At 57.8% G+C, this 14,067-nt stretch carries 9 protein-coding genes; all 9 read right to left on the bottom strand.

Going from position 1 to position 14,067, the window contains the following annotated elements; all coding sequences use genetic code 11:
• Positions 1-162: 162 nt before the first annotated feature.
• The 9 genes from alaS to adhE all read right to left on the bottom strand — a co-directional run bounded on the left by alaS (position 163) and on the right by adhE (position 13,740).
• Positions 163-2,802, bottom strand: a complete 2,640-nt coding sequence (gene alaS / locus JUF21_RS10755; RefSeq protein WP_203664583.1) for an alanine--tRNA ligase — start codon at positions 2,800-2,802, stop codon at positions 163-165.
• 263 nt (positions 2,803-3,065) lie between these two features.
• Positions 3,066-4,001, bottom strand: a complete 936-nt coding sequence (locus JUF21_RS10760; RefSeq protein ID WP_203624329.1) for a hypothetical protein — start codon at positions 3,999-4,001, stop codon at positions 3,066-3,068.
• 30 nt (positions 4,002-4,031) lie between these two features.
• Positions 4,032-5,378: a DEAD/DEAH box helicase gene (locus tag JUF21_RS10765; RefSeq protein WP_203624328.1), complete on the bottom strand. Its 1,347-nt coding sequence runs from the start codon at positions 5,376-5,378 to the stop codon at positions 4,032-4,034.
• Positions 5,379-5,384: 6 nt separating this feature from the next.
• Positions 5,385-6,335 (bottom strand): bifunctional oligoribonuclease/PAP phosphatase NrnA, encoded by a 951-nt coding sequence (locus JUF21_RS10770; RefSeq protein WP_203624327.1) that lies wholly within the window; start codon positions 6,333-6,335, stop codon positions 5,385-5,387.
• On the bottom strand, positions 6,332-7,657 hold the full coding sequence (locus JUF21_RS10775) for a DRTGG domain-containing protein (protein WP_203624326.1): 1,326 nt from the start codon (positions 7,655-7,657) through the stop codon (positions 6,332-6,334). The genes JUF21_RS10770 and JUF21_RS10775 overlap by 4 nt, the downstream gene beginning before the upstream one ends.
• Before the next feature lie 51 nt (positions 7,658-7,708).
• Complete coding sequence (gene dinB / locus JUF21_RS10780) at positions 7,709-8,806, bottom strand: DNA polymerase IV (protein WP_203624325.1); 1,098 nt, start codon at positions 8,804-8,806, stop codon at positions 7,709-7,711.
• A 56-nt stretch (positions 8,807-8,862) separates the two neighbouring features.
• The gene (zwf, locus tag JUF21_RS10785; RefSeq protein ID WP_203624324.1) at positions 8,863-10,341 is read right to left on the bottom strand and encodes a glucose-6-phosphate dehydrogenase; all 1,479 of its coding nucleotides are present in this window, start codon (positions 10,339-10,341) and stop codon (positions 8,863-8,865) included.
• 30 nt (positions 10,342-10,371) lie between these two features.
• Complete coding sequence (locus JUF21_RS10790; RefSeq protein ID WP_203624323.1) at positions 10,372-11,016, bottom strand: metal-dependent transcriptional regulator; 645 nt, start codon at positions 11,014-11,016, stop codon at positions 10,372-10,374.
• Positions 11,017-11,133: 117 nt separating this feature from the next.
• Entirely contained in the window at positions 11,134-13,740 is a 2,607-nt protein-coding gene (adhE, locus tag JUF21_RS10795; protein WP_125757100.1) for a bifunctional acetaldehyde-CoA/alcohol dehydrogenase, read from the bottom strand.
• Positions 13,741-14,067 lie beyond the last annotated feature (327 nt).

Consider the following 14,067-nt stretch of genomic DNA (forward strand, 5'->3'; position numbering starts at 1 on the left):
ACATTACACACACTCCATTTCTAATTTCTTTGGTCGGAGAGCAGACAAGGGACAGTGTAATGTCCTCTTTGTGTGCTAAGACATAAAAATGGTATATAAAAAGGAGTTTCCAGGCAAGATGCCTTTCAACTCCAAATATCGTAGCGCCCTTGCAATTTAGCTTTAAAGATTAGCGAGGGTTTCCTGGGCCTGCTTCAAGGCCGCAGGAATGCCATCGGCCTGCTTGCCGCCGGCCTGCGCCATGTCCGGCCGACCGCCGCCACCGCCGCCGATGGCCGGGGCGATGGCCTTGATCAGGTCGCCGGCCTTCACGCCCTTAGCAATGGCCGCCTTGGACGCGGCAACCAGTAAACTGACCTTGCCGCCGTTGGCCGTGGCCAAAACCAGCACATCGGATGCATTCTTATCGCGCCACTGGTCGGCCAGGTCGCGCAGCTCCTTCATGCCAGCCACCTTCAGCTGCTTGGCGATCAGGGTAAACTGACCGGCCTTTTCTGCATCGTCGAAGATGCCGGCTGCCGCTTCGTTTGCCAGCTTCGCCTGCAGGCCCTCAACCGTTTTCTGGCTAGCCTTGAGCTCCTGCTGCAGGCTTTCCACCTTGGCCGGCACGCCGTCCACGTGATCGATCTTCAACGTCCGCGCCGTTTGCGCCAGCTCATCTTGCTGCTTGGTCAGATAATCGTACGCCTCTTTGGACGTCACGGCCTCAATGCGCCGAATGCCGGCCCCGATCCCGGACTCGCCGGTGATCTTGAACAGTCCAAGCGCGGCGGTGTTGGTCGGATGCGTGCCGCCATCGAACTCACGGTTAAAGTCGCCGATTGTCACGACGCGCACTGTGTCGCCGTACTTGTCGCCGAACATCGCGATGGCACCTTGCTTTTTGGCCTCTTCAATCGGCATTTCCTTCCAGGTGATCGGCAGCTGCCGCCAGATCTGCTGGTTGACGACCGTTTCGACCTCCCGCAGCTGTGCGTCTGTCACCTGGCCGAAGTTGGTGAAGTCAAACCGCAGATAGGTCGGCTCAACCAGCGAGCCCGCCTGGTGCGTGTGCTCCCCCAGAACCTGCCGTAGGGCCTGATCCAGCAGGTGAGTTGCGGTGTGGTTCATCGAGACCTTCTTGCGACGCTCAACGTCAACTTTCAGTGTGTAGGTCTCACCCTTTTTCAAGGTGTTCTCGACCTCGACCGTGTGCAGGTTCTGACCATTCGGGGCGTGCTGGACGTCGGTGACCTTGGCCACCACCGCGCCAGTCGCGTCAACAATTTCGCCGTGGTCGGCGACTTGACCACCCATTTCGGCGTAAAACGGCGTCTGGTCAAAAATCAGCTGCGCCACGCCGCCGGTGACCCGGTCCTGTTCCTGATCATCCTGAATCAGGTCGGTCAACTTGGCATCATCCTGCAGATCTGTCCAGCCGGTAAACTTGCTGGCGGTCTTAATGGCCATCAATGTTTTGTCCTGACTGCCCATTGACTGAGCATCGCCGCGCGCGGCGCGCGCCCGGGTCCGCTGGGCTTCCATGTTTGCTTCGTAGCCGGTCATGTCGACGTCGATGCCCTGATCGGACGCGATTTCCTTGGTCAACTCAACCGGGAACCCGAACGTGTCAAACAAATTGAAGGCCGTCGCCCCTGGCACCACTGTTTCGCCTTTAGCCTTGAGATCGGCAATGGTTTGGTTCAGCAGGTTCAGCCCGGCGTCCAAGGTCTCAGCAAAGCGGTCCTCTTCCGACCGGATGACCTTTTGGATGAACGCCTTGTTGCGGTTGATCTCCGGGTAGTAGCTTTCCATGATGTCACCAACGACTGGCACCAGCTTGTACAGGAATGCGTCCTTGATGCCGAGCCGGCGGCCGTTGACGGCTGCGCGGCGAATCAGGCGGCGCAGCACATAGCCACGGCCCTCATTGCTCGGCAGGGCGCCGTCGCCGATGGCAAAGGTCACCGTCCGGGCGTGATCGGCAATGATCTTAAAGGCCACATCATCGCGGCCGCCCTTGCCATAGGTCTTACCGGCCGAAAGCTTTTCAGTTGCCTTGATGATCGGCAGGAACAAGTCGGTTTCGAAGTTGGTCTTGGTGCCTTGAATGACTGAAACCAGGCGCTCCAGGCCCATCCCGGTATCAATATTTTTGTGCGGCTGGTCGACGTAGCGGCCATCCGGCAGGTGGTTGTACTGGGAGAACACGATGTTCCAGATCTCTTCGTAACGCTCGTTTTCGCCGCCCGGATAGCTTTCCGGATCGTCTTCCGGCAGGTTGTTGAAGCTCTGGCCGCGGTCGTAGAAGATTTCGGTATCCGGGCCGGATGGGCCCTCGCCGATATCCCAGAAGTTGTCCTCGACTTCGTAAATGTGCGAAGCCGGCACGCCGGTTTGCTCCCACAAGGCCTTCGCGTCCTTGTCCTTCGGGTAAACGGTGACGTACAGCTTATCTTTGTCGAGCCCCAGCCACTTGTCCGATGTCAGAAACTCCCAGGCCCACGGAATGACCTCTTTTTTGAAGTAGTCGCCAACACTGAAGTTGCCGAGCATTTCAAAGAAGGTCAGATGCCGCGCCGTTTTGCCGACATTCTCAATATCGTTGGTGCGAATCGACTTCTGCGCATTCGTGATCCGCGGGTTCTTCGGGATCACCGTGCCGTCGAAGTACTTCTTCAGGGTCGCGACCCCGGAGTTGATCCAAAGCAAGGTTGGGTCGTCCACTGGGATCAGACTGGCACTGGGCTCAACCGAGTGTCCTTTGGATTTGAAAAAGTCGAGAAACATCTGGCGAATTTCGCCGCTTGAAAGTTTTTTCATGCTGTCCTCCTTGGCAAAAGAAAAAACACCGTTGCTTTCCAAGGACGCTTGCGCGCGGTACCACCTTGGTTGCAACGATGTTGGTCGTTTACCACTTCATTAATTTGATTATCTTCTTCAGATCAGGGAGCACAAACGCCCGTCCCTATCGCCTCACAGCACCCGGCGACTTTCTGAAAGTGGGCAACACGCTTGCATATCCTAACAAAGATTCATTATACGAACCGGGTCAGGCGGTGTCAACAGTCCGGGTGCCGCCAGGCCTACTTCAACTCGACCTTGGCGATTTTACGGTACCGCATGGTTTTGAACTCACCCAGCCGCGAGCGGTAAAACGGCGACAGCGGCAGCAAGTCCGGCCCTTCAGCTCCAGCCGCGACAGGCGCGCTTTTGGCAAAGGCGCTGCGCACCAGCTCGGCGCCTTCACGCTCGGCCGGTACGGTCAGGCCGAATCGGTTCGGAACGTACCGCATCCCCGGATCCGGCAGCCGGTTGCCCCAGCCAAACAGCGAATCCAGCCCGCCGCCCATCAGATACTCGTACTCGCGCTCGTCCGGCAGCGCAAAGCCGAACCCGGACAGGCGCTTGACCAGCGCCACCTGATCCCAGTTTTGTTTGACCGCGACCTGATAGGCGTGTTCGCCGGCCAGGCGCAGCACCACTGTCTCGTTTTCCAGGCGCGGCGGAAAATTGCCGGTCGCGGCCGGCGCCAGACCAACAGTCTTCGGTCGCAGCAGCGCCAGCACCTGGTTTTTCACCGCCACGTAAGCGAAGTGATCCCCGGAAAAAACCTGGGTGGTCAAGTCGATCGTGCCGATGACAGCCTCGCCAGTAGGCACACTGGCGCGCGCCACCAGCATCGGCGGCATGTCGCGCACCGCCGCCGGGCTGAGATGCCGCTGGCCGGCTTCTTCACTCACGCCGAGCGCTGTCAAAACGCCTTGCATCTCGGCTGGCACCGGTTGCTTGACGCCGAGTGCGACCTGGCGCATCCCTGGCACAAATCGCATCCATTCCCCGCCAATCAGAATATCAAAGGTGCTCAGGTGATTGCCGAAGTAATCCACGGCGACCGGCACGATGGCATCGACCGAAAGCAGCGGACTAAGAAAATAGCGGCTCAGCTGAGTGGCGATGAAGCGCTGGCGCTCAGGCGGCAGCGCGTTCCATTCTGCAAGCATCAGTTCGACTTTTGGCATGGTGCCCTCCTTTGACTGCACGGCACTGGCTTAGTTTCGCTCTTTTTTGGCCTTCCGCGCGGACCGCGCAGAATTGCGCTTTTCGACGCGGTTATTGAACCAGGCTTCTTTTTCCGCGGCCTTTCGAATCTTCTTCTTGTAGCCGGGCATCTTCTTCTTGGCTTCCTTGGCGGCCATGCCGGCGATCTTACCGGACACCGGCGCGGCCTTCTTCTGCCGGCGAATCCGGCGATTGCGGTCATAGGTATCGACCAGTTCCCCGTTCTTCAGCGCCTTGGGGGTGAAGTGCACACCCATGTGCTCAAGCTCGGCAATTTGCGCCTCCTGCCCGGGCTCGTACAGCGTGACCGCCGTGCCGGGTTGCCCATTGCGGCCGGTGCGCCCGACGCGATGGATGAAGAACTCGTTGTCCTTGGGCAGCTCGGCGTTGATCACCAGCGAGACGCCATCAATGTCGATACCGCGCGAGGCCAGATCCGTGGCCACCACGTACTGGTACTTGAGCTCGCCAATCTGCTTCATCACCTGCCGCCGGCGCCGCGGTTCGACGTCGCCATGAATCTTGGCCACTTTCAGGCCCTGATCGGTCAGGTACTGGTGCAGCGCATCGACATGCGTCTTGGTGTTGGCAAAAATCAGCACCAAAAATGGTTCACCCATGGTCGCCAGCTTGTAGATCAAGGCGTTGCGGTCTCGGGCCGGGACCTGGATCAGGTCGTTTTGCACCGTGTCGGCAATGACGGTTTTGGGCTTGAGTTCGATCACCGTGGGATTAGCCATGTACTTCTTCAAAAACGGCTGGAGCTTTTGCGGGATCGTGGCGGAAAAGACGGCCATTTGCAGGTCTTCACCGAACTGGCCGGCAATCTGGTCGACGGTGGTCAAAAAGCCCATGTCCAGCGTCATGTCCGCCTCGTCGACGACAAACATCTTGGCCGTGTAGGCGGTCAGTGCGTGGTCAGAGATCAGATCCAGCAGGCGGCCCGGGGTGCCGATGGCAACATGGGGCTGCTTGCTTTCAAGCTTGTCTTCCTGCCGGCTCTTGTCAGTGCCGCCAACGTAGCGCTGAATGCGGAGTTGCGGCTCAAACTGAGCCAGGTCAGTGGCCACTTCGTAAAGCTGGTCGGCCAGTTCGCGCGATGGCGCAGTGATCACGAGCTGGACCTCATCTTGGGTCAAGTCGATGCGGGTCAGCAGCGGCAGTAAAAAGGCGTGCGTTTTGCCGGAGCCGGTTTGGCTTTGACCAACCACGCTTTCGCCGCGCAGCAGGGCCGGAATCACTTTTTCTTGAATCGGGGTCGGGGCGTTGATGTGCTCAGCGTCCAGCGCCTTGAGCAAAAATGGCGCCAGTTGGTATTGCTTAAATTGATTGGTCATGTTGTCCTACTTTCTAAAATCTGCGGTCAGTTCGTCAAGCTCGTGTGTGATCTGCGCAATTTCCACTGCATCTTCCGCCTTGGCGCCACTGGCCAAGGGGTGACCGCCGCCGCGGTGCGCCTTGGCCAAGCCATTAATGACCGGGCCTTTGGAACGCAGGTTGACGCGGTACGGTTCATCGCCGGCTTGCTCCACAAACAGTGCCCAGGCCTGAACCTCGCCAAGCCGGCCTGGGGTGCCCACAGCAGCGTGCACCTCGTCCGGCTGAAGACCCAGCTTTTCGGTTTCAGCAAGCGGAATCGTCACCGTCGCCGCGCCACTGTCAGTGATCGTCATGTGATCGAAAATGTAGCTTTGCAGCTTAGCCTGGGCGAAGGTCATCGCGTTCATTCGGTTGTTCAACCCAGCCGGATCAAAGTCTTCTTGGATCAGTCGCGCAGCCGCGGCCAGTGTGTGTGGCATCGTGTTATTAAAGCGGAACCGGCCCGTGTCGCCGACAATGCCGGCGTACAGCAGGCGGGCACTTGCCGCCGTCAGAAACAGCTTGCGGTCGGAGCCTTGAATCAGGTCGAAAATCATCTCCGACACTGAGCTGGCGTCCTCGTCGACCCACTGCAGGTCGCCGTATGCGTCATCGTTCGGGTGATGATCAATTTTGATCAGCATCGCCCCGCGGTCAAAGCGGTCATCGGACACCCGTGGCCGGTCCGCTGTGTCGCACACGATCACCAGCGCCCCTTGGTAAGTCTCATCCGGGACATCCTGCATCGTGCTCAGCCAGTCCAAATCGCCGACCGAACCGCCTACCTGGTACACGTGCTTGCTGGGATAGGCCGCGCGAATTGCGGCCGCCAACCCGCCCTGCGAGCCCAGCGCGTCGGGGTCCGGCTTGACGTGGCGGTGAATGAGAATGGTGTCGTAACTTTGAATGGCTTGAAGAATCTTTGCTTGAATCATCGTGTTGTCCTTTCTAATAACTGACAGGTGGTTAAAGCCAGTGCCGCTAGCATGCCGTCCGCCGAAAGTGCCACTTCAAACACGGCAGTGTGCGAGTTCAGCTCCAGCGTTTTGACCGTCACATGAATGGTCGCCTCCAGCTGAATCGGGCGAAACGCGTGCAGTGACAGCTGTTCGATCAGCACGTTGCGCCGCCCCTCGGCATTGAGAAAATGGGTCACCGCGTAGTTGACGATTTCGTTGGTCACCCCAAAGCTCAAAGTCCCCAACTTGTTCATCATCATGGGCGTGGTCACCAAGGTGTAAGCCGCACTTTGCGGCGTTTCCGAAGGCGCCGGCGTGACGGCTGCGGCCACTGAATCGGCAATCGTCGTGCCCTGAGAGCTGCTGCCAAGCTCCGCCAGCGCCGAATAAACCGCCCCGCGGGTGACAATGCCCAAAAGATGCCAGTCATCATCGACCACGGGGAGCACTGAGAGCCCGTTGCCCTGCATCATATGACCAACCGCAGTGACCCCCAGGTATGGCCGCACAGTGATCGCATCCTTGCTCATGACACGTTCCAAAAGGGTGCTGGGCTTTTTGCCTGCGACTTGTTTTTTACCGACCATCCCCACCAGCCGGCCGGCCGGCGTGATAATTGGCAAGGCAAAATCGTTGCGCCCGGCGCGCAGCTTCGTGAAATCAGCCACGGTTTGATCAGGGGCGCCGGTTTGCACGTCATCGGCAAGCGGCGTGTAGATGGCCGCAATCGTCAGAATGTCCTGCTTGATGGCCTGATCGGATAATGCTCGGTTGATCATGGTCGCCACAGTAAAGGTGTCGTGAGCGGTTTGCATGACTGGCAGTTCCATCTCATTGCCCAGTCGGATCACCCGGTCGGTCGTCGCAAAGCCGCCAGTGATCAGGACCGCCGCCCCGTTTTGCAGGGCGAGCATCTGCGCGTCCTCGCGGTTGCCGACGATCACCACCGAATTTTTGGTGATATAACGCAGCATTTCATCCGGCGTCATCGCCCCGATCACGAACTTGTCCAAATGCTTCGGCAAACCGGCTGAACCGCCCAAGACCTTGGCGTCCGTCAGCGAAAGCAGGCCGCGAAATGTCAGCGAATCGATATTGTTGAGCGGTTTTTGCTCGATGCGGATCGTGCCGACCCGTTCGATGGTCGACACCAAACCAGTGGTTTCCGCCTCTTTGATTGCCCGGTAAGCTGTTCCTTCTGAGACGTGCTGCTCCCGGGCAACCGCCCTGACGGAAATTTTGGTACCCACCGGCAAACTGCCGATGTACGCTAGGATCTGTTCATGTTTGGTGGCCATAGACGAAGCCTCACTTCCCGCTTTTTCTGTAGTATAACACATGTCAAGCTGTTATATAGGCAGGTCAATATTCTCGTATTGCTGCGGGTCCAGACCGGTCACCGTGATTCCCAGCAGGCGGATCTGGGCAGGCTGCTCGGTGCCTTCGCGCCACAGCTGCCAGGCCGCGTCCAGGATGGACTTGGCGGAGCGGTAGTAGTGATCGGAGGTCTGCCGCCGGGTTTGCGTGTTGAAGTCCCCATCACGCACTTTCAGCACCACGGTTTTGCCGTGCATCTGCTTCTTGGCCAAGGCCTCAGCGACCATGGCCGCCAGTTTTTCCAGCTGCGTGCGCACCGCGGCTTCGCTGGTCAAAAAGGCGCGGTAAGTCCGCTCCTTGCCAATTGACTTGGCCGTGCGCACCAACACTGGCCGGTTGTCGATGCCCAGGGCGTGGCGGTACAGCTCATAGCCCATCTTGCCCAGCTTCGCAATCAGGCGGTCCTGCCCGAAGGCTCGCAAGCTCGCCCCGTCGGTGATTCCCAGATTCTGCAACAGTGGGGCCGTTTTTTTCCCGACGCCGCGAAATTCCTCAATCGGCAGTCGGTCCAAAAACAACTGCGCCTGCTCCGGCAGGATCACGGTGCGCCCACGCGGCTTGTTGTACTCGGAGGCTTCCTTGGCCAAAAACTTGTTGTACGACAAGCCAATCGAGCTGCTCAGCGCGGTTTGCTGGCGGATCTGGTCCTGCAGCCACAGCGCCAGCTCAATGGTGGTGTGAAAATCGTGATTAGCCGTGACATCCAGGTACGCCTCGTCCAGCGCTACCGGCTCGATCAAGTCCGTCACCTGATGAAACAGCTGGTGGATCTGGTGGGACACCGCGCGGTATTTTTCAAAGTCCGGCGTCTTAAACGTCAGCAGCTTGGCCGGTACCAGCTTCAACGCCTCGTTGGCCGGCATCGCCGAGTGCACGCCGTACTGGCGCGCCACGTAATTGGCCGTCGTCACCACGCCCTTGCCACCGGTTTGCCGCGGGTCGTGCGCCATCACCAGTGCCCGGGCCTTTAAGCTGGGGTCGTCGCGCTCTTCGATGGACGCATAAAACGCGTCCATGTCCACATGCACAATTTTGCGTGACGTGTCGTTTTGCAGTGGGATCTCCAGCATGACGGCCCTCCTTTCCGGGCAAAAAGGCCGGCCCGCGGCCGACCTTTGCACTTGTTTTAATCCGCCAGCTGCGTGTGCCGCGGCTGCCAGTACCAGTGATGATCACCATCTTTGAGCAGGTCAAACGCCGCTTTTGGACCCATCGAGCCCGCCGGGTAAGTCGGCATCGTCTGGTCCTTCGCCCAGGCTCTGGAAATCACGTCGACATAGCGCCAGGTCTGCGCCAGCTCAGTCCAGTGGTTGAAGTTCGTCTGATCGCCGGCCAGCACGTCCCCAATTAACCGCTCGTAAGCCTCCGGGGCATCGGCGATTGCCTGTTCGGTGTGCCGCATGTTCAGCCACTCCCGCTCAAGCGTTGAGGCCTCTCCCAGCTTCTTCGCGTTCAGCTCCAGCGTATAGCCTTCGTTTGGCTCGATGTACACCGTGAGCTGATCGCCTGGGGTGGTGCCGAAGAGCCCGTCGCCGCCCTTGAACGTGACGGTGACCTGCGTCGACTTGCGCGTCAGCCGCTTGCCGGTGCGAATGAAAATCGGCACGCCGGCCAGCTTCGGATTATCCGTCAGCATTTTCCCGGCAACGAAGGTGTCCGTCATCGAATCGGCGGCCACCCCGTCTTCTTCGCGGTATCCTGGCACCTGCTTGCCATCGACGGTCGCGGCAGCGTACTGGGCGCGCACAAAGTTCTGCCGCGCTTCTTCTTCGGTGTAGCGGTGCAGGTCGTCAAAGGCCTTGGCCTTAACTTCGTGAATCGCCTCGGAGGTCAAGGCCTTAGGTTCATCCATGGTCAGGTAGGCCAAAAGCTGCATCACGTGGTTTTGCACCATGTCGCGCAAGGCCCCGGCGGTTTCGTAGTAGCCGGCCCGCTCCTCGACACCGACCGCCTCGGCCAGCGTGATCTGAACGTCCTTGATGTGATCTTTGTTCCACACCGCCTTCAGCCACGGGTTGGCAAACCGCAGCGCCAAGATGGCCTGCGCCATGTCTTTGCCCAGGTAATGGTCGATGCGATAGATTTGCTCTTCCTTGAAGGTGCCGGTGATCGCGTCGTTTAACGCCTTGGCACTATCGTAGTCGTGCCCGAATGGTTTTTCAATGATCAGCCGGTTGAAGCCAGTGTCGGTCAGCAGCGCCTCTGACTTAAGGTGCGTGGCAATCGTGCTGAAGAATGTCGGTGCCATGGCCATGTAGTACAGCCGGTTGCCGCCAACGTGGTACTGGTCGTCCAGCTTGGCCGCCAGCTTTTTCAGTGTGACGTAATGATCCGCGTCGGTCACATCATGGGACTGGTAGTAAAAATGCTGGGCAAACGCGGCAATGGCCTCGTCATCGGTGCCGCCGGCTTCCTTGACCGAGTCGCGGACGACGCCTTGGTAATGGTCGTCGCTCCACGGCCGCCGGGCGGTGCCGATCACCGCAAAATGTTCCTTCAAGATGCCGTGCTGAAACAGCCCGAACAGCGCCGGGTACAGCTTACGATGCGCGAGGTCTCCCGATCCGCCAAACATAATAATGACTGCATTGACTTCGTTACTCATAGTGATACTGCCACCGCTTTCAAAAGATAACTACAATTCAACAAAAATGTGCGCCGCCCGGATCGGATCAATGTCGAGTTCCTTGCCCGTTTCCCGCTGGCGGATCCTGATCGCCTGTTCACTTTTGGCGATCACTTCAAAGTGGTCCTCAATCGAAAGCCCCAGGCCAAAGACGTAATCGATCAGCCCCGGCTCGTCGACAATCCGCTCGATGTGGCCCTGGACGCCGACGTCGACTTGGCTCAGCGTGACGCGGCTTTGATCTAGGTAATGGCCGTCCGCATCGGGAATGACTCCGCCGTGTGGGCAGTACTTCGGGTTGCCCAGAAACTTGGCCATACGGTCCGCCATTTCCGGCGTCATCGCGTGTTCCAGCATCTCGGCTTCTGAATGCACATTGTCCACCGGATAGCCCAGGTCTTCGGTCAAAAAGACTTCCCACAGCCGGTGATTGCGCACTAAGGCGGCCGCCCGGCTCTGGCCACTGGCGGTCAGCTTGATGCCCTGATACGGCGTGTGCGTAACGTAATGCTGTTCGACCAGTTTAGTGACCATCTCACTGACTGAGGCAGCCGAAACGTTCAGCCCAACTACGATCTGCTTGTTGGAGATCAAGGCTGTGTCCCCACCCAGTTCGAAAATCATTTTGAGGTAGTCTTCTTTATTTGGTGTCATAGTCATCCTTACTTTCAGTTTATACACATTACCTATTATGCATGACTTACGCAAAAAAAACACGCCTTTCGACGTGTTCTTCCGGTTCCTTGAGACTTGTGTGAGGGCTTGAAATGGTTACTTGGTGCCAACGCTTGAGGCGGTGCCTTCGTACTCATCGAGCACGATTTGCTTCATGTCTGCAATCAGCGGCTCGATCGGATTGGTGACCGTGCAGTTGTCTTCGTAGGCCAGCTCGGCAATGCGATCAACATTGTCCAGCACATCCTGCTTCTCGATGCCTTGCTCCTTCAGGCTCATCTTGACCCCGACCCGGTGGGCCAGGTCAATATAAGCTTGGGCAAACGCTTCGACGAGCTCCTCGGTCGTGTTGCCCTTCAGGCCCAGGAACCGGGCGATTTGGGCGTAATCTTCGTCAGCGCGGAAGTAGTTGTACTTCGCCCATACGGCGCGCTTCTTTGGCCGAGCGGCATTGTAGCGAACGATGTGCGGGAAGGTGATTGCGATGCAACGTCCGTGAGGCAAGTGGAAGGTCTGGCCCAGCTTGTGCGCGATACTGTGGTTGATCCCCAGCAAGGCGTTGGCAAAGGCCATCCCGGCAATGGTTGAAGCATCGTGCATCTTCGCCTTGGCTTCAAGATCGCCGTTGTAGGACGCCTCCAAGTTGTCGAAGGCCAGCTTCAGTGCTTGCAGGGACAGGCCGCGGGTGTAGTCACTCGCCATGGTCGACACATAGCTTTCGGTCGCGTGGCAGATGACATCCAGGCCAGTGTCGGCCACAACCTTCGGCGGCACGGTTTCAATAAACTGCGAATCAACCAGCGCAACGTCTGGCGTCAAGGCGTAGTCAGCCAGCGGGTACTTGATCCCAGTATCAGAATCGGTGATGACCGCAAACGGGGTCACTTCGGAACCGGTCCCGGAAGTCGTCGGGATGCAGACCAGCTTGGACTTGGTTGGCTTCGGGAACTTGTAAGTGCGCTTGCGGATATCCAGGAACTTCTGCTTAGCGCCGAAGAAATCACCGTCGCCATCGTAGAACAGCCAGATGCCCTTGGCCGCATCCATGACGGAGCCGCCGCCGACTGCGACGATTGCGTCAGGCTTGAAGTCCTTCGCAATGGCTGTGCCCTTGTAAACCGTGTTGGTCGAAGGATCCGGTTCGACATCTAGGAACGTCTGGATGTCCACTTTGTTAGTCCGATTCTTCAGCACGTCTTCAACGATGCGGACGTACCCGAGCTTTTCCATCCCCCGGTCCCCAACAATCAGGACGCGGTCGAGGCCGTCCATCTTTTCGAGGTAGCGGACCGAGTTACGTTCGAAGTAAATCTTCGGCGGCAGCTTGACCCATTGCATGTTGTTGCGGCGCTTTGCCAGAGTTTTGATGTTAAGCAAGTCGATCGTCCCCACGTTGTGTGAAATTGAGTTGCCACCGTACGAACCGCAGCCAAGCGTCAGGCTCGGGATCATTTCGTTGTACAGATCCCCGATGCCGCCAAAGGTCGACGGGCTGTTGACCAGCACCCGGCAAGCCTGCATCTTATCGGCGTATTCCAGCGCCAGATCCTGATCGGCGGTGTGGATGATCGCGGTGTGGCCCAGACCCCCAATGTCGAGCATGGTTTCGGCCAGCTTGAAGGCGTCCTCGTGGTCCTTGGCCTTCATCATGGCCAACACGGGGCTCAGCTTTTCGTGAGACAGTGGGTAAGCATCGCCGACGCCCTTGAGTTCGGCAATCAAAATCGTGGTGTCTTGCGGGATCTCGATACCTGCCCATTCCGCGATCTGCTGAACACTTTGGCCGACAATCCGCGGGTTGACTGCCATCTTGTCGGTATTGATCACTGTTTCAGTGAACTTCTTGAGGTCCTTCTGCTTGATGAAGTAAGCGCCCTGCGCCTGGAACTCATTTTTGACCTGGCTGTAGATCGGCTCGTCGACGATCACGCCTTGTTCGGAGGCGCAGACCATGCCGTTGTCGAAGCTCTTACTCAGCACGATGTCGTTGACCGCCTGCTTGATGTTGGCCGTTTGCTCAATGTAGGCTGGCGCGTTCCCGGCGCCAACGCCCAAGGCCGGCTTGCCGCTGGAGTACGCGGACTTGACCATACCAGGACCGCCAGTGGCCAAAATGGTGGCGATGCCTGGGTGATGCATCAGCGCTTGGCAGGCCTCAATACTTGGCTCGGCAATGAACTGAAGGGCCCCTTCCGGCAGGCCGACCTTCATCGCCTCGTCGCGGATCACTTCCAGGGCTCGCGCTGAAGACTTCTGGGCCCCTGGGTGAAACGAGAAGATGATTGGGTTCCGCGTCTTGATCGCGATTTCGGATTTGAACATGACAGTCGAAGTCGGGTTGGTGACCGGTGTGACACCGGCGATGACCCCGATTGGTTCAGCAATCTTGGTCAGCCCCCGCTGCTTGTCTTCTTCGATCACGCCAACGGTTTTGTCGTTTTTGATCGAGTGCCAAATTTCTTCGGTGGCGAACATGTTCTTGATGGCCTTGTCTTCATAAACCCCACGGCCGGTTTCCTCGACTGCCATCTTGGCCAACTCCATATGGTGATCCAACCCGGCGATCGCCATGCGGTGAACGATGTGGTCAATCTTGGCTTGGTCGTAGGTCTTCAGCACTTTGAGCGCTTCCTGGCCTTTTTTGACCAGGTCGTCGATCATCGCGTCGATGTCAGTTGTTGCTTCTGGCTTCTGTTTGAGCATTGATATCCCTCCACAAGTCTGTCAAATTTTTCGTTAACCATTTCACAAACAATAATATACAGGAACCATGTGAATTTGTAAACAAATTTGAGTGAAAAATTTCACGGAATTGTTTTTGAATGGTGAATAATGCCGTTGCATAAGCCTTTTCATCAAAATTTTCTTTCGTGACAGACTGAGCGTAACCGAATTCATTCGACTGGATTTGGCGTAAAAAAAGGCCCCGCAGCTGCGAGGCGTCAATCTAAAATGGCGCTACGATATTTGGAGTTGAAAGGCATCTTGCCTCGAAACTCCTTTTTATATACCATTTTTATGTCTGAGCAC

The sequence above is a fragment of the Lacticaseibacillus sp. 53-4 genome, assembly GCF_016861805.1.
Classification (GTDB): Bacteria; Bacillota; Bacilli; order Lactobacillales; family Lactobacillaceae; genus Lacticaseibacillus.

Excerpts from the sequence above, each read along its gene's own strand:
- alaS (WP_203664583.1), bottom strand. The coding sequence starts at position 2,802 with ATGAAAAAACTTTCAAGCGGCGAAATTCGCCAGATGTTTCTCGACTTT.
- dinB (WP_203624325.1), bottom strand. The coding sequence starts at position 8,806 with ATGCTGGAGATCCCACTGCAAAACGACACGTCACGCAAAATTGTGCAT.
- JUF21_RS10770 (WP_203624327.1), bottom strand. The coding sequence starts at position 6,335 with ATGATTCAAGCAAAGATTCTTCAAGCCATTCAAAGTTACGACACCATT.
- zwf (WP_203624324.1), bottom strand. The coding sequence starts at position 10,341 with ATGAGTAACGAAGTCAATGCAGTCATTATTATGTTTGGCGGATCGGGA.
- JUF21_RS10760 (WP_203624329.1), bottom strand. The coding sequence starts at position 4,001 with ATGCCAAAAGTCGAACTGATGCTTGCAGAATGGAACGCGCTGCCGCCT.
- JUF21_RS10775 (WP_203624326.1), bottom strand. The coding sequence starts at position 7,657 with ATGGCCACCAAACATGAACAGATCCTAGCGTACATCGGCAGTTTGCCG.
- JUF21_RS10765 (WP_203624328.1), bottom strand. The coding sequence starts at position 5,378 with ATGACCAATCAATTTAAGCAATACCAACTGGCGCCATTTTTGCTCAAG.
- adhE (WP_125757100.1), bottom strand. The coding sequence starts at position 13,740 with ATGCTCAAACAGAAGCCAGAAGCAACAACTGACATCGACGCGATGATC.
- JUF21_RS10790 (WP_203624323.1), bottom strand. The coding sequence starts at position 11,016 with ATGACACCAAATAAAGAAGACTACCTCAAAATGATTTTCGAACTGGGT.